The sequence below is a fragment of the Pseudomonas sp. MF5691 genome (assembly GCF_016405645.1).
GTDB lineage: Bacteria > Pseudomonadota > Gammaproteobacteria > Pseudomonadales > Pseudomonadaceae > Aquipseudomonas > Aquipseudomonas shahriarae.
The window spans coordinates 39,500-64,978 of record NZ_JAEKDC010000001.1 but is presented as its reverse complement, the minus strand read 5'-3'; the positions used below and the strand labels follow the sequence as shown (position 1 = coordinate 64,978).

Below are 25,479 nucleotides of genomic sequence, written 5' to 3'. Positions count from 1 at the left end.
GCACGATTGCGATTTTTCACCGCTTTAGGCAGCATCAAGCAGCGGGCGCCCGAGTAATGGACCGTTTGCCGTTGTATTCCTATAGAAGTTGAGGCCTAGCATGCGGATTACTCAAGCGACTCTGGAACACCTGGACCTGTTGACCCCATTATTCGTCAAATACCGCGAGTTCTATGGCGCGCTGCCCTTTCCGGACTCCTCCCGGGCGTTTCTGGAGAAGCGTCTGCGGCGCAAGGAGTCGGTGATCTACCTGGCGCTGCCGGATGACGACGACAGCAAGCTGCTGGGCTTCTGCCAGCTGTATCCGAGCTTTTCTTCGCTGTCGTTGAAACGGGTGTGGATCCTCAATGACATCTACGTCGCCGAGGACGCCCGCCGCCAACTGGTGGCCGACAACCTGATGCGCGCCGCGAAAAAAATGGCCAAGGAAACCAATGCCGTGCGTTTGCGCGTGTCCACCAGCAGTAATAACGCGGTGGCGCAGAAGACCTATGAGTCCATGGGCTTTCGCGAAGATACCGAGTTCAAGAACTACACATTGCCGATCAGCGAAGACTGAAGCCATTCGCCCAAACACCCAAAAAATGTGTGCGGGCTTGCTCGCGATAGTGGTGGGTCAGTCGATGTATTTTTAACTGACCCACCGTTATCGCGAGCAAGCCCGCTCCCACATTTGGATCAGTGCTAGCCAGAATAGCCGAGACATCCCCCGCTACAAAACCAGCACGCTTTTCATCACTCAGTCCGTATAATGCCGACGTTTTAGGGCTGTAAGAAAAACGGCATACACATGTAGCCTTATTGCCCGAAGCCTCCGCACGGGCCCGCTGAGTCGGGCCATTCACACAGGTGCCATCCATGGATTTCAACCCGCTCGACCTTATCCTGCATCTCGACGTGTACCTCGACTTGCTGGTAACCAATTACGGTCCGTGGATCTACGCCATCCTGTTCCTGGTGATTTTTTGCGAAACCGGCCTGGTGGTCATGCCGTTCCTGCCCGGCGATTCCCTGCTGTTTATTGCCGGCGCCGTCGCTGCCGGTGGCGGGATGGACCCGGTCCTGCTGGGCGGCCTGCTGATGCTGGCGGCGATCCTCGGTGACAGCACCAACTATGTGATCGGCCGCACCGCCGGGGAACGCTTGTTCAGCAACCCCAATTCGAAAATCTTCCGCCGCGACTACCTGCAAAAGACCCACGACTTCTACGACAAGCACGGCGGCAAAACCGTGACCCTGGCGCGCTTCCTGCCGATCCTGCGCACCTTCGCGCCGTTCGTCGCCGGTGTCGCCAAAATGCCGTATCCGCGCTTTTTCGGCTTCAGCGTGCTGGGCACCATCCTCTGGGTCGGTGGCCTGGTCACCCTCGGCTACTTCTTCGGTAACGTACCGTTCATCAAGAAAAACCTGTCGCTGCTGGTGGTGTTCATCATCCTGCTGTCGCTGGTGCCAATGATCATTGGCGTGGCCCGCAGCCGCTTTGGCCGCACCTCCTCCGAAGCCAAGCCGCACTGATCGGCCATGTGGTCCCTCAGCGCCTGGCGTCGCCGGCGCCTCCTGGCCAAGCACCCGGTTGCCGATGAAACGTGGCAACGGGTGCGCCATCACCTGACCTTCCTCGACGGCATCAGCGCCGAACAGGACCAATGGTTACGTGAGGCCAGCGCGCTGTTCCTCGCCGAAAAACACCTGACTGCCCTGCCCGGCGTCGATCTGCACCAGGAACAACGCCTGCTGCTCGCCGCCCAGGCCCAACTGCCGCTGATGAACCTGGGCGAGTTGGAGTGGTACCAGGGCTTCCATGAAATCATTCTCTACCCCGATGACTTTCGCAGCCCCCAGCGCCATCGCGACGCCAGCGGCGTGGAACATGAATGGGATGGCGAGCACAGCGGCGAAGCCTGGCAGCAAGGCCCGGTGATCCTCGCCTGGCCGGGCGTACTGGCCAGCGGCAATTGGGAAGGCTACAACCTGGTGATCCACGAACTGGCGCATAAGCTCGACATGCTCAATGGCGACGCCAACGGCCTGCCGCCGCTGCACAGCGACATGCGCGTCCAGGAGTGGGCCAGCGTGATGCAGAGCGCGTTTGATGACCTCAACCGCCAGCTCGACCACAACCCCGACGCCGAAACCGCCATCGACCCGTATGCCGCGGAAAACCCGGCAGAGTTTTTTGCGGTCACCAGCGAATATTTTTTCAGCGCCCCGGATTTGCTGGTGGACAGTTATCCACAGGTCTACGGGCAACTGAGCCAGTTTTACCGCCAGGATCCACTGGCACGCCTGAAACATCTGCAAGCCAGCGACCCGCGCTATCAGACTGAAGGCTAAGTACCGTACGACGTCTGGCGCGTGGCATCGGCGCAGGAATATGCCTATAATCGCCGCCACTTTTAGGCCAATCCGGCCAATTTACTTGGCCAACTACGGGGGCAACGCCCAATGAGCTACAGCAAGATTCCGGCTGGCAAAGACCTGCCGAACGACATCTACGTCGCCATCGAGATTCCGGCCAACCATGCGCCGATCAAGTACGAAATCGACAAAGACAGCGACTGCCTGTTCGTTGACCGTTTCATGGCCACCCCGATGTTCTACCCGGCCAACTACGGTTTTATCCCCAACACCCTGGCTGACGACGGCGACCCCCTCGACGTGCTGGTCGTGACCCCTTACCCGGTCACCCCAGGCTCGGTCATCCGCGCCCGCCCGGTTGGCATCCTGAACATGACCGACGACGGCGGCGGCGATGCCAAAGTCATCGCAGTGCCACACGACAAGCTGTCCCAGCTGTACGTCGATGTGAAGGAGTACACCGACCTGCCGCCGCTGTTGCTGGAGCAGATCAAGCACTTCTTCGAGAACTACAAAGACCTCGAAAAAGGCAAATGGGTGAAGATCGACGGTTGGGGCAACGCAGACGCCGCCCGTGCCGAGATCATGAAGTCGGTAGCTGCCTACAAAGGCTGATACCGCTACTCATTGCCACGGCAATCTAAAAAAGCCCCGATCACTCGGGGCTTTTTTTGTGGGAAAAAATAAACAACAAGTTCAATTAAATAAACAAAACAACAACTAACGTTTAACTAGATAGAATCCGGACAAGATTTTACTTGCAATAAGGAAACACCTACATACACCAACTCAACGTATGGTTTATTTGATCTTGTTTTCCGGACAGTAAACTCTGCGTTTATGAATACATCAGGTGATCGCTTAAGAATGTTACTTCGGGAAGTTCATCTTTCCGCATCCGACTTCGCCAAGAATCGCGACGTCACGCCCCAGCATGTGAACAACTGGTTCAAGCGCGGCGTGCCCTTGGCCCGGCTCGACGAAATAGCAGAACTGCTGTGTGTCACCAGCCGCTGGCTACGTACCGGCGAAGGCCCTAAACACCCGCCGACCAACCTCCAGCTGGAAGGCCCCAACCACGGAAACAGCGCTACCGCCCGTGAAGACTGCGGCCATTACCTCTGCGGCCCCAATAGCGGCCCGGAAAAGATCGACGTGGAGATCCCCCTCCACGCCTCATTCAACTCCCAGGAAAGCCTGCGCCTCTCCCTGCGCACCCTGGAACAACTCAACGTCACCGCCGACCGCGCCCTGGGGGCCTACATGGTCGGCAACAGCATGATCGACATCATCCAGGATGGCGCCATCCTCGCCATCGACCGCGGCCGCACCCAAATCATCGACGGCGAAATCTACGCCCTCGAACACCACGGCATGCTACGCATCAAATACCTCTACAACCGCCCCGGCGGCGGCCTGCGCATGCGCAGCCACAACAACAGCGAACACCCCGACGAATTCCTGACCTACGACCAGCGCTTCGAGCAAAACGTACACATCCTGGGCTGGGTATTCTGGTGGTCCACCCTCAACAACCGCCGCCCACCGGTCCCGCTGGACGAACACTTGATAGGCTACGACGGCTCTAAATCAGACTAGACGCTGGGAAACTGCGGGGAATGTGAGTATCATGCGCGGCACATTTGGCAGGGGTTGGCGTGAAGCCAGCACACCCTGCCCGGCGATGCGGAGGAGTTCCCGCTGATGCCCCCCTCTATCACTTGGGCGAGCGCTTGAGTGAACGATTGAAGGCTGGTGAGGTTTACCAAAAATAGACTTAACCAGTCCCCGAGAAGCCGGCCACAAGCCGGCTTTTTAATTGTCCGAAATAAACCTATTCCATCCGAGAGTCCTGCCGATAACTTAGCTATAACGGGCGTTTCAGGTTCGTCCCTGTCCAATGGCGTTCAACGCCATTTGACCTCATCCGACGATGAAGCGGGGGGGACAAATGGGGGGAAAAAGAGTCGCATTCTGAATAGCTGTGTGGCGAGGGAGTTTGCTCCCTCGCCACAGGTTGAAGTTTTACTCTTGCTAAAGCATCAAAAATCCACGGTCGCCGACAACTCGTACGTGCGCGGCGCGCCCAGGCCCAGGCTGGACGTCAGCGGCATGCCCCAGTACGCCTTGTCAGTGACGTTGGTCACCGTGCCACGCAGGGTCACCGGTCGCCCGGCGACCTGCATTGCATACCGCGAGCCCAGGTCGAAAATGGTGTAGCCGGGGATCGACTGCGAGTTGTCATCACTGATGTATTGCTGGGAAACCGCCGTCGCGTTGGCGGTCAGGGTCAGGCCCGGCACCAGTGGCGTGTCCCATTCCGCGCCGAGCTTGCCTTGCAGCTTGGGCAACCCGGTGGCCGTCTTGCCTTCGTCATCGCCGCCTGGCGATTTGGTGATCTTCGGATCAACATGGGCAACGCCGCCCATCAGGCGGACGTCGTCGATGGGCGAGCCGAAGAAGCCCCACTCGATGCCTCGGTTGCGCTGTTCGCCACCAAAGGAGAACACGTTGGTCACCGGATCGGTCGAGCTGCCCGGGCGCTCGATCTGATACAGGCTGAGGGTGTGGGTGAACGTGCCCAGGTCGAGCTTGAGGCCGATTTCCTTCTGCTTGGATTTGTACGGGGCAAAAACGTCGCCGTAGTTAGCTGCCGTCATCGGCGCCATCGCGCCTTTGCTCAGGCCCTCGATGTAGTTGGCATACACCGAAACCTGTTCCGTGAGCTTGACCACCACGGCTGCGGCGGGTGTTGTTGCGCTTTCGTCATAGCCGGGCTTGTTACGCGCGCCGGTGGTGGTATTGAAGGTGTCCGTGACCACGTTCTGGCGGCGCACGCCAAGGGTCAGTTGCACCTTGTCGTCAAGGACCGACAAGGTGTCCGCCACGCCGTAGCTGGTCAGCGTGGATTCGGTGTGTGCCACCGGCGCAAAGCTGCGCGGCGCCTCCGGCCCCCAGGTCGGGTGATAGATATTGGTCAGCCAATCCGCACCGGGCACCCAACGCCGGCCATAGTCCTTTTGCTTGTCGGCATACCGCGTGGCATTGACCACCCACTGGTGCCCGATCGGCCCGGTCTGCCATTTGCCCTTGAGCCCCGCCTCGCCCGAGGTTTTCTCGATGTCCATCTTCAGTTGGCCCATGCTGGTCTTCAAATCCCCCGCATTGTTGATCACCTGGGCCGACATCGCGCCGCTGTAGCGGTAGTGGGTCTCGCTGGCGCCGAACGCCGCATAGGCCAACAGTTGCTCAGTCAGGTCGAATTCGCCGCGCACAATCGCGCCCTGATCCTTGGTATCGACAAACGCCCAGTCCGGGTTGAGTAAAGTGTCCGACTTCGGCGGCTTGGGCACGGCCACATTCGCCGCCAGGCTGATCCCACGGTTTTGCCCGCGCACGCGGTCTTCGCTGTTGTAGAGGTCGGCCGACAGCCGCGCCCGCTCACCGCGCCAATCCAGGCCCAACGAATTCAACTGCGCTTTCTGCTGTTGCTGCTCGGTCGCTGTGTCGCCATCGCGGTACACACCGTTGAAGCGCACGCCAAATTGCTGCTCATCGCCAAAGCGACGGCCTACGTCGAGGTGGCCGCCAAACTGCGCCTCGGACATGTAGGTGGTGGTAAAGCGCGTCAGCGGCTCAGCACCGGCACGCTTGGGCACCAGGTTGACCATGCCTCCCACCGAACCGCCTGGCGGCATGCCGTTGAGCAGCGCCGACGGGCCTTTCAACACTTCGATGCGCTCGTACATCTCCGGCGAAATGCGGTAGTACGGCGCCACGCCAAACAGGCCGTCGATGGTCACGTCGCTGATGCTGGTGGCAAAACCACGGATCGAATAGTTCTCGCTGTAGGTGCCCTTCAGGCCATTGCTGAACACCGCTGGGTCGGTCGCGGCGATCACATCGGTGACGGTCTGGGCCTGGCGGTCGGCAATGAACTTTTCCGTGTAGCTGATGGTGCTGAACGGCGTTTCCATAAAGTCCTTGTTGCCCAGCAGGCCGAGCCGGCTGCCATACGCCACCTGGTCACCGGCGTAGCTCAGCGGCAGGTCGGCGGCCGGCATTTCACCCTCGACGCGAATCGCCGGCAAGGTAGACACGCGGTTTTCTTCGGCTTGCGCGAGTTCTTCGGCGAACGCGGGGGCGCTGCTGATTGCCAGGCCGAGCAAGGCCATGGAGGTAAAGCCCGGACGAGCGGGCACAGGGGTACGTGTACGGTGAGTCATGGAAGGCTCCGTAAGGTGGGATGTTTTTTAGTATTGGCAGCTTGAAGCGGGGTTAACGCCTGGAATCAGGGTTGATAGCCCTGGATCACATCGGCGATCACTTGCTTGATCGAGCTAGGGCTGGCCGCCATGACGTACCAGGCATCGGCATCGACAAACACCACGCGCCCGGTTTTCCAGGCATTGGTCTGGCGCAACAACGGGTTGCCCAGGGTTTGCGCATTCAGCAACGGGCGATGCTCCATGACGGCCGTGCGATCAACTACGTAGAGAATGTCCGGGTTGGCCTGCTGGATGAATTCACTGGAAATCGGCTGGCCATGCAAGCCGGCCTCGGCGGTCGGGCTGGCCGGTTTCACGCCCAGCTCGGTGAACACAAAGCCGTAGCGCGATTGCACGCCAAACGAGCTGAACGCGCCGTTGTTATGCAGCACCACCAGGGCGCGTTCGGGGCGGTCGGCGGTGATGCGTTTCGCTTCTGCAACCTTGGCGTCGAGGGCGGCAACCTGTTGTTGTGCCAGGGCCGGCTTGGCGAAGATCTGCCCGAGGGTCAGCAGGTGCTGCTTGATTACTTCGATATGGCGCTTCTGGCTGTCGCGGTAATCCACGTCGAAATGCACGGTGGGCGCGATCTCGCTGAGTTCGCCGTAGTGCGGGGCCTGCAGCGAGGTGATCAGGATCAGGTCCGGCTTGGCCGCGTGCACCCGCTCCAGGTTCGGCTGGACGATGGCGCCGGTGTCCACCACCGCCGCGTCGTTCTTGTAGCGTTGCAGGAACTGCGGCACGAAGTCCTTGGGCATACCGGCCACCGGTACGCCCAGTTGGTCGAGAAAATCCACTTCGTTCATGTCCAGGGCCACCACGCGCTGTACGGGCGGCTGGATCAGTGTGCAGCCCAACGCGTGGGGCACGCTGATCGGGGCGGCGGCCGAAGCCGGCCCTGCGCCAAGCGCGGCCAGTAACAGGGCGTAGGCCCAGGCTGTATGTGTCCGGTTCATGGGAGTTCTCATGCGGGGTTGAAGTAGTTACACAGGCAGCCACGGGCGCCGTGGGTGATCTCGAAGTCGAGTTCGTACAGTTCGCCCAGGCGGGTTTCGTTGACCACCTCGGGCACGCTGCCGGCGCAATGCACGGCACCGCCTTTCATCGCGAGGATGTGGTCGGAGTAATGGGCGGCGAAGTTGATGTCGTGCACCACCAGGATCACCGTACGGCCCTGCTCGTCACACAGCCGGCGCAGCGCACGCATGATGTGCACGGCGTGTTTGATATCGAGGTTGTTCAACGGCTCGTCTAGCAGCAGGCAGTCGGTTTGCTGGGCGATGGTCATGGCCAGGAACGCCATTTGCCGCTGGCCGCCGCTGAGCTCGTCGAGGTAGGCGCGGCGCAGGGGTTGCAGCGCGAGAAAGCTCAGCGCGTCATCGATCACGCGGTGATCTTCGCCGGTCAGCGCGCCACGGCTGTAAGGGAAGCGCCCGAAGGCCACCAGTTCCTCGACGGTCAGGCGCAGGTTGAAATCCGGCGCCTGGCGCAAGGTGGCCACGCGCTTGGCGTAGTCGCGCAGCGGGATATCGCTGACCTGGCGGCCATCCAGGCGAATGTCGCCGCCGTTCGGTGCCATCAGCCTCGCGATCATCATCAACAGCGTGGTCTTGCCGGCGCCATTGGGGCCAATCAGCGAGGTCAGGCGCCCAGCGGCAAAGTTCGCGTTGACGCCAGCCAGCACGGTCTGGGTGCCGTAGGTTTTGTGGAGGTTGTGCACAGTGATCATCGGGTGCCTCGGGTGCGCAGCATCAGCGCCAGGAAATACGTGCCGCACAGCAGGTTCACAAGAATGCTGACGGTGGTCTTGTAGTTGAAGACGTGTTCGACCAGCAGTTGCGCCGTGATAAAAATCGCGATGGCAATCGTGCTGCCCATGGGCAACGTAACCCGATGGCGGAACGTGCGCGCCAACGCATAGGTGGTGTTGGCCACGAGCACCCCCATGAACGCCGTGGGCCCCAGCAGCCCAGTGGAGATCGCCACCAACGCCGCGACCAATGCCAGTTGCAGGCGCACCACACGCGGGTAATCCACCCCCAGCGACATGGCTTGGTCGCGGCCCAGGGCGAGCACATCGAGGGTAGGCAACGTGCGTGCAAAGCCCAGGCACAGCGCCGCCACCAACAACCCCGAGAACAGCAGTTGCTGCGGCTGCACGCGGTTGAACGAGGCCTGGCTGAAGTCTTGCAGGATCGAGAACTCGCCGGGGCTGATCTTCAACTGCACAAACTGCGTGACCGTGCCGATCACCAGGCTCAACACCAGGCCCAGCAGCAACAGGAAGTACACGTTGCTGTTACCCTCGCGCAGCAACCAGCGTTGCAGCGCCCAGGAATAGCCGAGCATCAGCAGCACCGACAGCACAAAATTGCCCTGGCTGCCCAGCAGCATCAGGCTGGCGGTGCCCAGCAACAACACCAACAACGCCTGGAACAACAGGTACACCGCTTCATAACCCATGATCGCCGGCGTGAGGATGCGGTTGCCGGTGAGGGTCTGGAAAATGATCGACGACCACGCCACGCACACCCCGCCGATACACATCGCCGCCAACCGCGCGAGCCGCTTGGGGATCACGTAGTCAAAATCCAGCCCCGAACGGAACAGCACAAAGCCCAACGCCAGGGCGAATACCAAGGCCCACAGCCGCTTCATCGCTGCCTCCAGACGATCAACGCGAGGAACAACCCGCCACCCACGATGCCCGCGGTGAGGCCAATCGGCACTTCGAACGGGAAGATCAGCAGGCGCCCGAGAATGTCGCAGGCCAGCAGCAACGCGGCGCCGCCGAGGGCGACGATGGGCAGCGTGCGGCTGAGGTTTTCGCCGTAATACAAGGCCACCAAATTGGGAATCATCAGGCCGACAAAGGGGATCGAACCGATGGTGATCACCGTCGCCGCCACGGTCACGGCCACCAGCAACAGGCCCAGCGCCGCCGTGGCCGCGTAGTTCAGGCCCAGGCTGGTGGCCATGCCCTCGCCCATGCCCATCACGGTAAAACGCTGCGCATACAGGTACGCCAGCGCGACGATGGGCAGGATCAGATAAATGATCTCGTAGTTGCCCTGCACCACCTTGGAAAAATCCCCCAGCAGCCAGCCCTGCATGCTTTGCAGGATGTTGTGGCGGTACGCATAAAACTCGGAAATGGCGCTGAGTACACCGCCGTACATCAGGCCAATCACCGGCACCAGCAAGGTATGGTGAAAACGCAGGCGCCGGATGATCGCCAGGAACACTAGGCTCGCCGCGAAGCAACACAGCAGCGCAAACAGCATGCGCACGCCGGCGCTGGCGGCCGGCGCCACGCCCAGCGAGACGAGGATGCCAAGCTTGGCCGCGTCCAGGCCGCCGGTGGTCCCCGGCTCCACGAACTTGTTGCGCAGGATGTGCTGCAAGATCACCCCGCACACCGCCAAGCCCACGCCGGTCAGCACCAGCGCGGCCAAGCGCGGCAAGCGGCTGGCCGTCAGCGTCAGCCACGCGTCGCCGTCGATTGCCAACAGGTCGATCTCGCGGGAGCCAACCAGCAGCGACACGCCGCACAGCACCAGCAACACGCCGCAGCCCACTAGACGCATCATGCAATCCGCCAACCACGGGCCGCCCGGCGCTGGGCGAGAAACTGCGCGTACCGCCCAGCGCTGGCCGCCAGGATCGCTGGCGTGCCCTGCTCGACAATCTCGCCGTCATCCAGCACTAGAATCTGATCGGCCATGGCCACCGTCGACAACTGATGCGCGATAACAATCAACGTGCAGCGCCCGCGCAACCTGGCCAGCGCATCGGCGATGGCGGCTTGGTTGTAGGTGTCGAGGGCGGCGGTGGCTTCGTCCACCAGCAGGATCGGCGCGTCCTTGAGCAACGCACGGGCAATGGAGATACGTTGGCGCTCGCCCCCTGACAACCGCGCCCCGCCCTCGCCCACCGGCGTGTGCAGGCCCTGGGGCAAACGCGCAATGATCTCGGCCACGCCGGCTTGCTGCGCCACCGCCGCAATCTCGGCCAGGCTGGCGCCCGGTTTACCGAGGCGGATGTTGTCGGCAATGCTGCCCTGGAACAGGTAGGTGTCCTGGAAAATCTGGCTGATCTGCGCGGCCAGCACCGCTTCGGACATCTCGCGCACCTCCACGCCACCGATCAACACCTGGCCCCGGTTCGCATCGAAGAAGCGCGCCAGCAGCCGCACCAACGTGGTCTTTCCCGAGCCCGACGCGCCGATCAGCGCGGTCATGCTGCCCGGCTCGATACGCAGGCTCACCCCGCGCAGCACCTGGGGTTCGTCGGGGGCATAACGAAAACTGACGTTGCGCAATTCCACCGAACTATCCATGGGCATTTTCGCTTGCGCGGCGACCGGTAACGGCTGCTCGGCAAGAATGCTGTGCACCTCATCGAGCTGGGCGTTGGCTCTGCGCAGGATCTCGCCATAACTGGCCACTTCCAGCAGCGGTTCGATATAACGACACACCAGCACCAAGGCCACGCAGGCGGCGATGGCTTCGTGGGCATCCAGGGCGTCGCACCACAGCGCGACCGCCACCAGTAACGCGCAGAAGATCCCTTGCACCGCCCAGGCATTGAACACCGCCGACAATGAGGAGCGATAGATCAAACGCTGGCCGGACTGGCGTTGCTGGTCGATGGCCTGGTCCAGCAAACGCGTGGCGCCGCCGCTACCATTGAACGCGCGCAACACCGACTGGGCCTGCGCGAACTCGACCATGCGCTGGCTGGTCTGGGCGAAGTTCTGCTGATAGGTGTTGTCGGCACTGTGGCCCAGGCGCGCGGTGAGCAGCATCACGCCCACCAACACCGGTAGCGCCAGCAACGCCAAAACACCCAAGGGCCAGTGCAAGGCAAACAGCGCGGCAACCAGCACCAACGGCGTCACCGCGCCGCTGATCACCGGGGTGAACACATGCGCCGGCAACTGCGCCAGCGCCATCATGCCCTGGGTGATCAGATGGCCGAGCCGCGCACTGTTTTGCGCGCTGAACCAGCCCACCGGCAGGCGCGCCACGTGATCGCCGACGCGTTGTCGCGCACCTTGCAGCACCGCCACGCCGACGGCTACACCGGCTTTGTCGAGGGTGCGACGCCACAGCGCGCAAGCGGTCACGCCGAACAGCAACGCAACCAACCAACGCCCTGCCTCCAGCGCATCACCGGCCAACAGGTGGCTGATCAGTGGCACCAGCGTGATCAGGGTCAGCCCGCTGAGCAGGCCGTAGAACACCGCCATCACGGCATAGCGGCGCAGCGTGGGCGCGTCTTCACCGAGCAGGCGCACAAAAGTCTTCAGCATGGTTGCACCACCTGTGATTCGCTGCGGGCGTAATCGCCCAGTTGCCATAACCGCGCGTAGAGCCCGCCATGGGCCAGCAGGTCGGCGTGACGGCCCTGCTCGTGCAGGGTGCCGTCGTGGATCACGAGGATCTGATCGGCGTGCATCACCGTGTCGAGCCGATGGGCGATGACCAACAATGTGCGGCCCTGGGCGAAGCGTGACAGTGCTTCCTGAATCGCCACTTCGTTGTCGGCATCGGCAGCGGCGGTGGCCTCGTCGAGCACCAGCACTGGCGGGTCCAGCAGCACTGCACGGGCGATACTGAGGCGCTGTTGCTCGCCGCCGGAGAGCTGGGCGTCCTCGCCGATCACCGAGTCGTAACCACGCGGCAGGCGCAGAACGCGCTCGTGGATATTCGCCGCGCGGGCGGCGTCTTCGATCTGTTGCGCGGTGGCGGACGGTCGGCCGAGGGCGATGTTGTCGCGCACGCTGGCGTTGATCAGGCGCACCTCTTGCAGCACAAAACCGATGCGCTGGTACAACAGCGGCGTATCGATATGGCGCAGGTCCGCACCGCCCAAAGTGATGCGCCCACTGCTGGGATCGAAAAACCGCAGCAGCAGGCGCGCCAGCGTTGACTTGCCGGCGCCGGACAGGCCGACGATGGCCGTGGTGGTGCCCGGTTGCAGGGTGAAGTTGATGTCCCTCAACACCGCGTGGTCGCGCTCATAGGCATAGCCGACCTGCTCAAAGCAGATTGCGTTGCCGCTCGGCAACTGCACGGCCGATTGCGTCAACGTCGGCGTGTCCAGCAACCCCTGCACGCGCTGCGCAGCGCCGGTGGCGTTGTTCAAATCGTGGGTGATGTAGTGCAACAGCAGCAACGGCGCGCTCAGACCCGGCGCCACCAATACGAAGGGCAGCACGTCCACTGGCGCGATCCAACCCAGGCTAACAAACAGCGTGCCCGCTGCCAGCACTACGCCGAGCACAGTGACCGGCGCGATCATCGCGTTGGCATTCGCCATCGACGCCACCAGCGGGCGGGTGAAGTCGATAAAGGTCGTGGCAAAGGTGTCGATGGCGCTGCGATAAGCCCCGTGCGCTTTGCCACTGGCGCCGAAAGCCTTGACCACCGGAATGCCGTTGACGAACTCCACCACCGCGTTGTCGATGCGAGCCATCCCGCTGACAAATTCCTGCATACTCGCGCCGCTGGCGCGCATGGCCCGCGAGAAAAACAGGAAATACCCGGCAAACGGCAACAGCGACACCAGCGCCAAACGCCAGTCCATCGCAAACAGGTAAACCATCGACACCAACACCGCTCCGCCCGCGCGCCCGGCGGTGGTGTAGAAATGCGCGGTGAGGCTGTGCAGCGTATTGATATCGTCCTGCATCGCCCGTTTCACTTCGCCCGATGCTCGGCTGCTGAACCAACCCAGCGGCACACGACTCAGGCGCTGGGTGATCGCGCGGCGTAAATGGTGAGTGAGGCGATTGTCGGCCAGGTGGGCGAGCAGCTCAGCGGTAAAAATCAATGCCATCCCCGCGAAAAGGCTTAAAGCACTAAGGCCAACAACCCACCACACTTCGCTCGACAGCTGACCGCCAGCGCCGAGGACACGTGCGGCGATATGGGCGATGGCCGCCAGCGGCACCAGCGTCAGCATGCCGCCGACAGCGGCAAGCCCTGCGGCGACACACAGACGCCCACGGATAGGCGTCAGAATCCGGCTAAGCGTGCCTGCAACTTGAGGGTTGGCCGAAGCCGCTTCAGGAGAGTCCATTGACAGAAAAGGTCCGTTTGAGAATCAGAATCATATTTAGTTGCATGACTATAAACTAATTTGCGCAAAGCCGACAAGACAGCTACAACCTTGTGTTCAGTGATTAAGGAATACCCATGGAACCCGCAAAAAAAACCGCCACCCGCGGCCGCCCGCCGAGCATCACCCGCGAGCGCATCGTCGACGCCGGCATCGAGATGGGCCTGCCCAACATCACCTTCGTCGGCCTGGCGGCGGCGTTGGGGGTCAGCCATATGGCGCTGTACAAACACGTGGCCAACCTCGAAGCGCTCAAGGCCATGGTTGCTGAAGAAATCTTCACCCGCTGGCAGATCCCCCAGGACTGCGGCGAGGCCGACGGTGGGTTGAAGGACTACCTGATCGTGTTCGCCACCTCGGTACGCGAGTTCGTCAAAACCCACCCCGGGCTGACTCCCTACGTGATCCGCCGCGCGGCAGCGACCGCGCCGATGCTGGCCAAGATTGATGGGCACCAAGCGTTGATTGCGCAGGGGTTTGGGGTGAGCAAGGAACAGGCGCGGTGGCTACTGGCGACGGTGGCGTTTCACTGCATGGCGGTGGCGGATACGGTGTATACGGTGACGCAGCGGGAGCCAGTGGTGGAAACGGCGCGGGATACGGAAGAAGCGGAGATGGAGGTGGAGTTGGCGCGGGGGATGGAGGCGTTGGTGGTGGGGGCGTTGGTATTGGTGGAGGGCGTTGCCTGAGCGTTGCCAAGGCCTGCCTTGGGCAGGCCGATAGGATGTAATCGTTCCAATCTGGACTTAACCGGTTTCTGAGGCCATCCAGATCAGAAAACTACGTAGTTGCGCAATAAACTCTTTCGACTTGGCGTCCGGGCTCCTTGCCTGGGACAAGAAAAAGCAGATCTGCATGCACATACACGGGAAATGCTGGATAAACAGTTCGACATGTTCATCCAGTGTTTGCGGCCACATCAAGTCCTGTTCGGAACGAAGTACTTGCGTTGAGCGGATGAGTTTGCGCGAAGCTTCGCGTTGCAAACGCAGTGATTGCGTCGGTGTCGCCGCACCGAGAAGCGCGTACCTATCCCCTCCTCCGAGACATTCAGCCTCCCCCCAAACCTCGATTTGCCCACCCCCTTGGCGCCAACAAAGATGCCCTCGCTAACTAGCCACAGTTCAAATAATCGGCACCACAACACGTACATCGCCTTGCCCACTATCAGCTAACAACTTGGCCACCAAACCACTCCTCACAAGACGGCAGATGAAGTCTTCGATGTATTCAGCCGCAATTCTGCGTGCCTTCGGAACAGCCATCGCCTGGCGAATTTCCGTGAAGTTGTCTTTCAGTACCCTGACCCCTGTGGTTGAGTTTGCAAACCGCTCCAAAGGCTGTCTGACCCCGGCCGCTGCTTCCAGCCCCCGCTGTAAAAAGAGGTCGACGGCGCTTGCAGAGGTGTCCGCTCGAACAAGCTCAGCATGTTGTAGGGTGCGTGACAGGTACAGGTCATACGCAGCACCTCGGCCGACAGAAATTCTGTGGCCTTGCATATCCAAATCAGATGCACGTTCGAAAGGGCTTGCTGCATGAACGAGGTAGGTGCCATCGATGCTCACATAGGGACTGGAGAAGCAGATCTTTTGCGCTTGTACAGGCTCGATAGCCAGAAACGCCAAATCCCAACCCCCCTCCTCCAGGGCCGCGAACACTTTCCCAGCCGCGTCGTATGGCATCAGGCTGACTGCAATCCCCAACTCCTTCGCCAACTCGTTCGCGAGTGCAACCGAGACGCCTCCCAATCGGCCAGTGACCGCATCGCGCTGGGCCAAAACGGGATTACCCAAGTTGATCGCCACTTGCAGTTCACCACTTGGCGCTAAATCATTTCGTACTGCAGCCATATCAACGTTCATGGTTGCTCGCCTTAGCCGCCATGGAACATGGCTGAGCACGTCGATGCATAGGGTCAACAAGGAGTTCGGGAAGGCATACCCAGCCTTCCATCAGTCGGCGTGCACTCCGGCTCATCACTGCTTTTTCAACCACCCAGGCGCCATCTTCCAGGACGGTTTTCGCGCCGACCGCGACGCTGCCGGCGGTATGCCCCATGCGCACCTGGCGATCGCCGACATTGCCGACGATGCGATTGACCAAGGTGCCATCAAGCGCTGCGGCAACTGCCACGGCAACCGCTCCTGTGCCAGTGATCGCATGGTGAAGCTTGCCCATTGAAAGTATTCGCGCAATCACATCGATGTCCTCAGGCTCAACCTGCTTACCCCCGGCGGCTTTGTAGGGTTGCGGCCTGGCAACCAGACAAAGCTTCGGCGTATGAGGACGCCACCGTGTTGCTTCGTCAGCACTCTCGGCCAAGCCCATGGCTACAGTGCAATGCGCGCGAATGGTCTCCAGCCGGGCAAGTAACTGCGTATCACCGTTGACCTGGTCTTGTGTCTCGGTTCCCTTCAAGCCCACCTGCTGCGCGCCTATAAAGATTGTCGGGTTGCCGGCATTCAGCAATGTCACTGCAAGTTTACCGAGGCCAGGTACTTGCAGTTCGTCGACGGCATTCCCCGTTGGAAGAAGGCTGCCGTCTGCACCACCGGGGTTGAGAAACTCCAGAACGACTTCCGCTGCCGGAAATGCCACGCCGTCGAGCATGAAGTCGCCCTCTTCCTGGACTTCGCCGTCGCGCATCGGAACATAAGCAATGATTCTTTTCTGGATGTTGGCCTGCCAGATACGAACAACGGCCATGCCATCAAGCGGTGCCTCGACGAGACCTTGGGATATCGCGTAGGGGCCAACCGCCGCACTCAGATTTCCACAGTTACCAGACCAGTCGATGACCGCCGTCTCGATGGCGGGTGCACCAAACAGATAGTCGACATCACAGTCGTCACGCCTGGATTGACCGATGATCACCACCTTACTGGTACTGGAAGTGGCGCCGCCCATGCCATCTATCTGCTTGCCATACACATCGGGGCTGCCGATCACCCGCAGAAGGATGGCATCCCGCTCAGCACCTGCGGGCGGCAGGTGCTCCTCAAGAAAGAAAACGCCCTTGCTCGAGCCACCACGCATGTAAACGGCAGGAATACGTCTTTGGGTCATTCTAGTTTTACTCCAGCGAATCAGCGTTGCATCAGTTGAGGGAGGCGCTCTGCATACTTTCGATCAGCAGCTGCGGCAGCAAACCACCGCTGCGCAAGTAGCGAACGTCTTCGAAGGTGTCCAGGCGGCTCAAGACCGACACCCGCTCTTTCTCGCCATTCTCACGCTCGATCACCAGGGTGATTGTTGCGCCCGGCTGGAAGTCTTGGGTGATGCCTTCAACGCTGAATAATTCGCGTCCGTTCAAGCCCAGGCTCTGGCGAGAAACACCGTCTTCAAACTGCAAAGGCAAAATGCCGAGACCCGCCAGGTTGGTGCGGTGAATGCGTTCGAAGCTTTCGGCCACGACCACCCGCACGCCTAACAGGCGCGGGCCCTTTGCCGCCCAGTCACGGGAAGAACCGCTGCCGTACTCTTTGCCGGCCACAACGATCAGCGGCTGCTTGCGTTGTGCGTAAATCTGCGCGGCCTGGAAAATCGTGGTGACTTTTTTCTCGGGCAGAAGCAATGTCCACGGGCCTTCACGGCCATCTTCAAGCAGTTCGTTTTTCAGGCGGGGGCTTGCGAAGGTCGCACGCTGCGCGGCCTCATGGTTGCCACGGCGAGTGCCATAAGAGTTGAAGTCCTGTACCGCGATGCCGTGGGATTGCAAGTATTGACCCGCATCGCTTTCTGGAAGAATCGCGCCAGAGGGCGAGATGTGATCGGTGGTGATGTTGTCCGAGAGCATGGCCAGCACACGCATGTTGCTGAGGTCCTGGGTGGTGTCTGTCGCACTCACCGCATCACTCCAGTAGGGAGGTTTGCGGATGTAGGTGCTGTTGGCCTGCCAGGGATACTGATCGCTAACGCCGGCGCGCAGATCGCTGGCAATCAAGCCCGCTTCACGGGGAACATCTTCATAGGCCTTGTCGAACAAATCGGCCGTCAGATTATCGGCTTCGATTTGCGTCAGTTCCTCATCGCTCGGCCACAATTCGTGGAGATAGACCGGCACGCCATCGTCGTCGAGACCCAATGCATCTTTTTCCGGGTCGATCAGGTAGGTACCTGCAATCGCGTACGCAACGATCAGCGGCGCAGACATGATGAAGACTTCGCGGGCCAACGGGTGAACACGCCCTTCAAAGTTACGGTTGCCGGAAGTAGCGGCCACGGTTTCCAGCTTGCGAGCCCGAATTTCGTCTTCGATTTCGGTACTGAGCAACGGGCCGGACATACCGTTGCAGGTCGTGCAGCCATAGCCGACCAGGTTGAAACCTAACGCATCCAGGTCCTCATTCAAGCCAGACCGCTCAAGATAGTCCGACACCACCCTCGAGCCCGGTGCGAAGGACGTCTTAACCCAAGGCGCTCTTTTCAGTCCACGCTTGCGGGCGTTACGTGCAACCAGCCCAGCAGCAATCACTCCACGGGGGTTGGACGTATTGGTGCAACTGGTGATGGCGGCGAGCACCACAGAGCCATTGTCCAGGCCGCCAGGCAGTTGGGTAGCAGGCGCCTTTTGCCCCAGCACAATACGCTGGTGAGGCTGCTTCGGCCCGGCAATCGAGCGCGCGACGGTGCTGAGATCAAGGGTCACGACCCGGTTGTATTCAACGCCCGCGAGACTGTCATGCCACAGACCCTGTGCACGCGCATACGCCTCGGTGAGGCCGGAAATCTCACCGCCACGCCCGGTCATACGAAGGTAGTGAAGCGTGCGATCATCAATTGCGAACATTGCCGCTGTCGCACCGAATTCCGGCGCCATGTTCGATAAGGTTCCCCGGTCTGCCAGCGACAGTTGCGCGACACCCGGGCCGAAGAACTCCAGGAAAGCACCGATAACCCCCGCTCTACGAAGTTGCTCAGTCAACGCCAGCGCGATGTCGGTCGCAAGATAGCCCCCAGGCAAGTTGCCCTCCAGGCGTACCCCGACAATGTCCGGCAATCGCAGCATCAGCGATTTGCCCAGCATCGCAGCTTCGGCTTCGATCCCCCCAACCCCCCAGCCCAATACGCCAATGGCGTTAATCATCGTTGTATGGCTGTCGGTGCCTACCAGCGTATCCGGGAAAGCCCACAGCTCATTGCCACGGCGCTGAGTACCCACGACGGTGGTCAGGCGCTCAAGGTTGATCTGGTGCAGGATGCCTTTGCCCGAGGGAATGATCGAAAGATTGCTGAACGCCTTGTTGCACCAGTCCAGGAACTGGAAACGCTCGGCATTGCGTACGCGCTCGAAGGCCTCGTTATCGGCCTGCGCGCTGGCATCGCCCCAACGCTCGACATTGAGTGAGTGATCCACAACAAGGTGAGTGGGGGTGACAGGGTTCACCAGGCGCGGGTTGCCACCTTTCTCGGCGACGGCATCTCTCAACCCGGCAAGGTCGACCAGTGCCGGCGTGCCCAACAAATCCTGCAGCACAACCCTGGCCGGTCGAAACGGAATGTCGAATTCTTTGGAGCGTGCACAAATCACTTTCAGTGCGGCTTCAGGATCAGTCTCGCCACGCAAAACGTTCTCGGCCAGGATTCGCAAGCTGTAGGGCAGCGTTGCGTAATCACCCCCCAGATCAGTTACAACCCCGCGGATATCGCTGACACGGTACTCGACTCCGTTGGCGCTAACGGTTCGACGCTTTGACATAGGCATTGGCTAATCCTCACAGGCTGCACGGACAATGTTTTTGTGAGGCGCATATTGAACTTTATCGCGATATAGATCAATCCAAGCTTTATCCGCTTCATCGTACCGGTCAAATCGGGCGCCCACCCACGCCCACGATTTCTACGGTGTGGTTAAGCTTACCGTCACGCTAGAATGGGGCTTCCATGGTCAGCTCTACTTGGTCTCGATCCGATGCCCCTAAGCCCGCTGCAAGCACGCATTGCGCGTGACATTGTTTCTCTCGTGCGTCGTGAACGCTTTGCTATCGGACATCACCTGGTTGAGTCGCAGTTGGCGGCGGCGCTGAACGTCTCGCGCACGCCGGTAAAGTTTGCGATGGGCCATTTGGTCGAAAAAGGCATGCTCACTTACGACCGCAATCGCGGCTTTTTCTTGGCCAGGTCCAGCGAGGATCTCGTCGATCTGGCCTCGCAAGTCATGGAAGGCAGTGACGATCCGCTGTACCTGAAATTTGCCGAATTGCGTCTGGGCAGGCAGCTCCCGGAGCTGTTCACCGAGATTGAATTCATGCGTCAGTTCGATGTGTCACGGGCGGCGCTGAGGGCCGTTCTATCACGCATCCAACAGGAAGGATGGATTGAACAGCGTGCCGGCCAAGGATGGCGTTTTCTCCCCATGATCGACTCAGTGGAGGCGTATGAAGAAAGCTATGCTTTGCGCGCGACCATCGAGCCATCCGGCCTGCTCTCCCCCGCATTCCTGATCGATGGTGAAACGCTGGCGGCCTGTCGCAAGCAGCAAGAGTTCATTGCCGGCGGTGGGTACTTGAGCATGACGCCTCAGGAGTTGTTCGAAGCGAACGCCCAGTTTCACGAGACGCTGGCGGGGTGTTCCGGCAATCGCTTCCTGCAACAAACGGTCCGCCGTTTAAACCAATTGCGTAGGCTTGTGGAATACCGCCAAGCCAGCACGCGAGCGCCACGCAAAGGCCAGGCCCAGGAGCATCTGGCCATTCTCGATTGCCTCGAACGAGGAGACCGCCTTGCAGCAGCCGACCAAATGCGCAAACACTTGGAACAGGCTCGGCGCAAGAAAGTAGATCCAGCGCTGTTCGAATAGCCCCGGCCTGGACGGTCCCTCACAGAGCTGCGCTCGCCTGCGCAGCTCTCTCAAATCCCGATAGACCTACCGCGTGCCCCGCAAGCGCAACGCCGACGGCATAAAGTAAGAATCCTCAGGAATCGCCTGGCCAAAATCCACCGTCTGCGGTTCTTCGTTATCCAGGTTCTGCACGTAATAACGCCGCGCCTGCAGGTCATGGAACACATCCAATGCACTCCAGGTCGTGGGCAGGTCGTAGAAGTTCTTCAGGTAGGCCATCGACACCCGCCACAGTTCGCCACGACCGTCGTACTGGTCAACCACCGCTGCGCCCCAGCTGTCTTCATCGAGGTACAGCACGCGTTTGGAGTACAGGTGACGCGCCGTCGGTTTCAGGGTGCCTTCGACAACCCACACACGGTGCAGTTCGTAGCGCGTGTATTGCGGGTTGAGGTGTCCGACCTTGAGCAGGTCGGCGTATTTCACGTCGGCGCTGGCGACTTTGTAGTTGTTGTAGGGGATGTAGATTTCCTTCTTGCCCAGCAGTTTCCAGTCGTAGCGATCCGGCGAGCCGTTGAACATGTCGGTGTCATCTGCCGTGCGCAGGCCATCGGAGGACGAGATCGGCGTGTCGTACGCCAGGTTCGGCGCGCGGCGTACGCGGCGTTGGCCGGCGTCGTAGATCCAGGCTTGGCGCGCGTCTTTGATCTGGTCGAGGGTCTCGTGTACCAGGGTCGCGCCACCGGCCAGGCGGGCCGGGCTTTTTACGAAGGTCAGGTAGTAGAACAGGATGTTCTTCAGGTCGGCGTACTGCCCGCCCTGCCGGTAATAGTTAAACAACCCTTCCTGCTGCGACGTGACCAGGGCGAAGCTGCCATTGCGCTGCACGGGCGCTTCCGAAGCACGGCGGACCACGTAGGTGCCGCGATAGCGGGTGATGTGGTTCCACAGTGCTTCCACACCGTTTTGCGGAATGGGGAATGGCACGCCGCCAAAGGCGTCGGCGAAGCCGGTGCCGCCGTCCAGCAGCTTGGCGCTGGTGGCGTTCTTGAAGGTGTTGTCATACACCCACTGGGGCGCCGAGCCAGAACGCCGGCTTGGGTAGATGGGCATCTGGAAGGTGTCGGGGTAGCTGTTGAACAGGGCGATCTCGCCCGCCGTCAGGTTGGCCTTGTACTGTTCCAAGTTAGCCTTGGTGATGGTGAACAGCGGCTTGTCGCCGGCAAAAGGGTCGACATGGTGTTTACCCTTTTCATAGCCCTTGGGGGCCTGGGTGATCCCACCCTCCCAGGTCGGGATGGTGCCGGCGGCATTGCCCGCGCGCTCGGCGCCGAGCGGTGTGAGCTGGGCCTTGAGCTGTTGCGCATCCTGGGGCGAGAGCGCAGCAAGCGCATTGCCGGCGGCCAGGCCGAGGGCCAGGGCCAGGGCCAGGCTGGCGGTGAGTATTCGAGGTGTGCGGAACATGGCGAATCTCCAAAAAAACGAGGGCGGGCAGCCGCCCTCGCGCCGCAGCACGGCAGCGGCTTACAGGAAGTACTTGAGGTTGAAACCGATGTTGTCGCGGTCGCGGATCACGTTGTTCTGGCCGCCACCAAAGAACTCGGTGTATTGCAGCTCGGCTTCCAGCTTGTTCTGGTAGTTGGCCTTGAGCCCCAGGGTGTAAGCCTTGCGTCCCTCGATGTAGTTGCCGGCCTGATAGGAGTTGCCCTTGAAGTCGTCCTTGTAGACCGCGTAGGGCGACAGGTTGACCCCGGCGAACACGTCGTTCCAGGTGCCGTTGAACATCACCGTATAGCTGTAGGAATCACGGCTGACCTGGTCATCACGCTCACCACCAGACACATAAGAGGTATTGCCGCTGCCCGCGTAGTAGCGGGTGCTGCCATCGTAGGCCTGGTACTTCAGGCTACTGCCGCGCAGGTGCTCGGAGGCCAGTTCGAACACGCCGAACAGCGAGTCGAAGCTCAGGCCCGGGCCGAAGTTGTAGATACTGCCCAGCGAGGTGTTGAAGGCCTCGACGCGCTCGGAGTTGTCGATCTGGCTGTTGAGGTTGACCATCTGCCCGCCGACATTGATGAACTGCCCGCCCGCCGCCGCGCCGGCGCCATTGGCCAGGTCGCCGATCAGGTCGTTGGTGGCGGCGATACCAATCGGCAGGTTCGGCCGGTAGGCCAGCTCGCCAAACACCGAGGCCTTGCCCAGGGTGGTGTTGAAGCTGAAGCCATACATGCGGATGTCTTCGGCATAACGCCGGTGCGCCTGGATATTGCCCATTACATCCACCGTCGCCAGGCCATTGGCCAAGGCCGCGGCCTGGCTGCCGGCCACCGACGACAGCATGCTGGTCAGCGCCGCCATGTCGATGCCCTTGTAGCCCGCCAGGTCTGCGGCGATGGTCGGCTCCTTGGCGTGGTAGTTGACCAGGTACAGGCCGAACTCGGTGCTGTTGAGTTCCTCGGCGATGTAGCGGAAGGCAAAGCCGTACTGGCCATCGTTGCGCGCGTTGTAGTCCTTGCCGATGGACGCCACCTTGAGGGTGTTGCCGTAGGCCGGGGTCATGCCGTTGGCATACAGCCCGGTACTGCGCAGCATGCCGCCGAACATCGGGTTGTTGCCCAGGGCGTCGTATAACCCGATGACGTTGCCGCCGATGGGCGTCGGGGTGTCGAGGGCGCTGCCGGTGAAGTTGTTGTACCCCGTGCGGCCGCCATCGGCGAACAGGTCGCTCTGGGAATAGAAGGTGCCGACCGGGTCGATGCGGGTCTCCTTCCAGTTCCACTGATAGAAGCTCTCCATCGACAGGTTGTCGCTCAAGCCGATATTGAAGCTGATGGCTTCCACCGGCATCAGCACTTCCTTGACCTCGGCGCCCGGCAGGCGGTACTTGGCCGCGTCCACCGGGTTGGTGGTATTGACCCCGCCGCGATAGAAAATGCCCTCGCCCCAGTTGAACACCTGGCGCCCCAGGCGCGCGGTCAGAGGCATCTGGCCAACGTCCCAGTTGCCATAGATGTAGGAGTCGAGAATCTCCACACGGCTACCGGCAATGTCGCGGGTCTGGTCGGTGAAGTGGTCATCCTGGGGATGGCTCTGGCTGGGTTGCGACGGGCTGTTGTTGCGGTAGTAGTCGTTGCGCTTGTCCATGATCTGGGTGTCATAGAACCCCGTGCCACGCACGAACAGCCCGTAGTTCTGATAGTTGGCTTCCAGCTCCGAAGTGATCTTGTACACCTCGGAAACCAGCCCGGTATCGAAGTTGCGATTGCCGTCGTTGGTGTTGACGTCGTCGTTGCCCTTGTCACGCCCCTGGACCCGCCACAGACGCCCATAAGACAGGGTGCTGTCGAACGAGCCGGTGACCTGGTTGTCCAGCACGCTGAACTCCATGGCCTGCACGGTCCCGCCGCTGCACAGTTGCAACAGACCTACCAGGCCGACGCCCGCCCCAGTGGATGTGATGGACCATTTACCCTCGGATCCCGAGCCTTGCGCGCGCACTGTGGTGCTCATTACCGTCTCTCCCCTGCAACCTTTTTTGTTGTTATTGCACTGCGTTGTCTGTTGTTACTGCGCCGGCGCCGGGCGGTCGAGACCAGCCCTGACGTAGTTGCGACTGTGGGCGCCAAAGTGGCGTAGCAACTGCACCAACTGTTCGTTGAGCCGGGCATGGTCGTAGCGTTCGGCGGGCAACTGGTTGCCGGCACTGAAGCTCTGGGTCGCCCCGGGCGTGGTCAGCCACTGGCCGATGGCCTCGTCGAACGCCACGGCCTGGGCATCCGCCTGGGCACTGACCACTTGGCGCAGGTAGTCCGTCGAGTAAGCCGGGTAATCGGCGTCCTGCGTGGCGTCGGCATAGGCCGTCAGCATCGGGTTATCCGCCCCCGTCAGCAGCAGGTGGCGCAGCCAGGCGAACTGGTAGCGCTCCACCTCGTTGTGGCGCGTGGCGACACGTTCGATCGCCGCCCGCTTGTCGCTGTCGTAGCCGGCCAGGGCCTTGCCTTCCATCAGCAGCATGCTGGTCAAGTCATCGCCCGGCAGAGTGGTGGCGTGATACGGCTGGGTCAGGTCCTGCAGGTAGTGCATGCCCCAGCCGAGGAAGCGATAGCCCCAGTAGGGATGGCCATTGGCGAAGGCAAAACGCGCCAGACCGAAGTACTGGTAGGCCCGCCAGTCCGGCCAGTTGCGCAACAGGAAAGGCGCCGCCACATAGACCACCGCGCTCTCGTGAAAGAAGCCCATATGAAACGGCGCCTGGGAGCTGTACTGGAAGCGCGCGTCGCCAAACGACTGCACACCGAAGCCATAGAGTGCGCCGACCGCCCCTGGGTTATCGCTGAACAGGTTGATATCGTGGCCGTAGTCCGGCTCGTCCGCGGCGGTTGCCAGCACGGCCAGCGGCGCGACCGTCTGCCCCGGCTGCAGTTGGATAAAGCGCTGGCGATTCCACGGCGAGAGGGTCTGTTCGACCATCACTTCGGTGGCCTTGAGCTGCGGGCGCCCAGCCAGGTCCTCGCCAGGCATGGGCTGGATCACCTGGGCCAGGTGGATCTGTGGGTTGACCCGCAGGGCCATGAGCAAGTCCCGGCGCAGATCGGCCCCAGGCTGCGGCGCCAGACGCAGGTTGTCGGGGCGCGGCGGGTAGTCGGGAAAGTGCTTGCGGGCGAAGTTTTCCTGCTCGTCCAGCAAGGCCACCAGCCCTGGGTACTGCTCGGACACAAACTGCTCGAGGGACTCGACCGCCACCTCGGGCGCCTCGCGCAACGCGGGCAAATCCCGCAGGGCCAGGTAGCTGCCCACGCTGTGATTGGACCATGCACCGGCCCCAGGCGACAGACTGCACAGCCCCAGGCACAGCAGCAACGACGGCAACTTCATGGCTTTACGCTCTTTTTGTAGATGCGTTCAGCCTAACAATCCGGGTATCCCCCGACACTGTCCGATCTTGCC

At 61.2% G+C, this 25,479-nt stretch carries 19 protein-coding genes and 1 pseudogene; 7 read left to right on the top strand and 13 right to left on the bottom strand.

What is annotated here, in order from left to right; genetic code table 11:
- Positions 1–100: 100 nt before the first annotated feature.
- From JFT44_RS00310 to JFT44_RS00290, 5 genes are all read left to right on the top strand, one after another.
- Complete coding sequence (locus JFT44_RS00310) at positions 101–559, top strand: N-acetyltransferase (protein WP_057438990.1); 459 nt, start codon at positions 101–103, stop codon at positions 557–559.
- 299 nt (positions 560–858) lie between these two features.
- The gene (locus JFT44_RS00305) at positions 859–1,515 is read left to right on the top strand and encodes a DedA family protein (protein ID WP_038443607.1); all 657 of its coding nucleotides are present in this window, start codon (positions 859–861) and stop codon (positions 1,513–1,515) included.
- A 6-nt stretch (positions 1,516–1,521) separates the two neighbouring features.
- On the top strand, positions 1,522–2,334 hold the full coding sequence (locus JFT44_RS00300; RefSeq protein ID WP_198830270.1) for a zinc-dependent peptidase: 813 nt from the start codon (positions 1,522–1,524) through the stop codon (positions 2,332–2,334).
- Positions 2,335–2,445: 111 nt separating this feature from the next.
- A complete protein-coding gene (gene ppa / locus JFT44_RS00295; protein ID WP_003176323.1) occupies positions 2,446–2,973 on the top strand; it encodes an inorganic diphosphatase in 528 nt (175 codons plus the stop codon).
- A 225-nt stretch (positions 2,974–3,198) separates the two neighbouring features.
- Positions 3,199–3,957 (top strand): XRE family transcriptional regulator, encoded by a 759-nt coding sequence (locus JFT44_RS00290; protein ID WP_057438988.1) that lies wholly within the window; start codon positions 3,199–3,201, stop codon positions 3,955–3,957.
- Between the two features lie 443 nt (positions 3,958–4,400).
- Here JFT44_RS00290 and JFT44_RS00285 read toward each other — a convergent pair whose 3' ends face one another.
- The 7 genes from JFT44_RS00285 to JFT44_RS00255 all read right to left on the bottom strand — a co-directional run bounded on the left by JFT44_RS00285 (position 4,401) and on the right by JFT44_RS00255 (position 13,712).
- Positions 4,401–6,584 carry a TonB-dependent receptor gene (locus JFT44_RS00285; RefSeq protein ID WP_370693709.1) on the bottom strand — a complete coding sequence of 728 codons (2,184 nt, stop codon included), beginning with the start codon at positions 6,582–6,584 and terminating at the stop codon, positions 4,401–4,403.
- 65 nt (positions 6,585–6,649) lie between these two features.
- Complete coding sequence (locus JFT44_RS00280; RefSeq protein ID WP_198830269.1) at positions 6,650–7,582, bottom strand: siderophore ABC transporter substrate-binding protein; 933 nt, start codon at positions 7,580–7,582, stop codon at positions 6,650–6,652.
- Positions 7,583–7,590: 8 nt separating this feature from the next.
- Positions 7,591–8,355, bottom strand: coding sequence for an ABC transporter ATP-binding protein (locus tag JFT44_RS00275; protein ID WP_198817869.1), 765 nt, complete (start codon positions 8,353–8,355; stop codon positions 7,591–7,593).
- Positions 8,352–9,284: an iron chelate uptake ABC transporter family permease subunit gene (locus JFT44_RS00270; RefSeq protein ID WP_169989752.1), complete on the bottom strand. Its 933-nt coding sequence runs from the start codon at positions 9,282–9,284 to the stop codon at positions 8,352–8,354. Before JFT44_RS00270 ends, JFT44_RS00275 begins: the two co-directional genes overlap by 4 nt.
- On the bottom strand, positions 9,281–10,213 hold the full coding sequence (locus tag JFT44_RS00265; RefSeq protein ID WP_198817891.1) for an ABC transporter permease: 933 nt from the start codon (positions 10,211–10,213) through the stop codon (positions 9,281–9,283). The genes JFT44_RS00270 and JFT44_RS00265 overlap by 4 nt, the downstream gene beginning before the upstream one ends.
- Positions 10,213–11,940: an ABC transporter ATP-binding protein gene (locus JFT44_RS00260; RefSeq protein WP_198817871.1), complete on the bottom strand. Its 1,728-nt coding sequence runs from the start codon at positions 11,938–11,940 to the stop codon at positions 10,213–10,215. Before JFT44_RS00260 ends, JFT44_RS00265 begins: the two co-directional genes overlap by 1 nt.
- Positions 11,934–13,712 (bottom strand): ABC transporter ATP-binding protein, encoded by a 1,779-nt coding sequence (locus JFT44_RS00255; RefSeq protein WP_198830268.1) that lies wholly within the window; start codon positions 13,710–13,712, stop codon positions 11,934–11,936. The genes JFT44_RS00260 and JFT44_RS00255 overlap by 7 nt, the downstream gene beginning before the upstream one ends.
- A gap of 116 nt (positions 13,713–13,828) precedes the next feature.
- Between JFT44_RS00255 and JFT44_RS00250 the strand changes: the two genes are divergently transcribed.
- Positions 13,829–14,440, top strand: a complete 612-nt coding sequence (locus JFT44_RS00250; RefSeq protein ID WP_029292295.1) for a TetR/AcrR family transcriptional regulator — start codon at positions 13,829–13,831, stop codon at positions 14,438–14,440.
- 435 nt (positions 14,441–14,875) lie between these two features.
- Here JFT44_RS00250 and JFT44_RS00245 read toward each other — a convergent pair whose 3' ends face one another.
- The 3 genes and pseudogenes from JFT44_RS00245 to JFT44_RS00235 form a co-directional block, all read right to left on the bottom strand.
- A complete protein-coding gene (locus JFT44_RS00245; protein WP_198830267.1) occupies positions 14,876–15,613 on the bottom strand; it encodes a transporter substrate-binding domain-containing protein in 738 nt (245 codons plus the stop codon).
- Between the two features lie 67 nt (positions 15,614–15,680).
- Positions 15,681–16,817: pseudogene (prpF, locus tag JFT44_RS00240) on the bottom strand (2-methylaconitate cis-trans isomerase PrpF); the annotation flags it as partial.
- 31 nt (positions 16,818–16,848) lie between these two features.
- Complete coding sequence (locus tag JFT44_RS00235; RefSeq protein ID WP_198792009.1) at positions 16,849–19,455, bottom strand: aconitate hydratase; 2,607 nt, start codon at positions 19,453–19,455, stop codon at positions 16,849–16,851.
- Positions 19,456–19,623: 168 nt separating this feature from the next.
- Here JFT44_RS00235 and JFT44_RS00230 point away from each other — a divergent pair, with 168 nt between their 5' ends.
- Positions 19,624–20,550: a GntR family transcriptional regulator gene (locus tag JFT44_RS00230; RefSeq protein ID WP_307829494.1), complete on the top strand. Its 927-nt coding sequence runs from the start codon at positions 19,624–19,626 to the stop codon at positions 20,548–20,550.
- A gap of 66 nt (positions 20,551–20,616) precedes the next feature.
- Here the strand turns inward: JFT44_RS00230 and JFT44_RS00225 are convergent, their stop codons facing one another.
- The 3 genes from JFT44_RS00225 to JFT44_RS00215 are packed head-to-tail and all read right to left on the bottom strand — an operon-like array spanning position 20,617 to position 25,407.
- Positions 20,617–21,996, bottom strand: a complete 1,380-nt coding sequence (locus JFT44_RS00225; protein WP_198830265.1) for a DUF1329 domain-containing protein — start codon at positions 21,994–21,996, stop codon at positions 20,617–20,619.
- Between the two features lie 60 nt (positions 21,997–22,056).
- The gene (locus tag JFT44_RS00220; protein ID WP_081044311.1) at positions 22,057–24,042 is read right to left on the bottom strand and encodes a DUF1302 domain-containing protein; all 1,986 of its coding nucleotides are present in this window, start codon (positions 24,040–24,042) and stop codon (positions 22,057–22,059) included.
- 54 nt (positions 24,043–24,096) lie between these two features.
- A complete protein-coding gene (locus JFT44_RS00215; RefSeq protein WP_128593456.1) occupies positions 24,097–25,407 on the bottom strand; it encodes a phospholipase in 1,311 nt (436 codons plus the stop codon).
- Positions 25,408–25,479 lie beyond the last annotated feature (72 nt).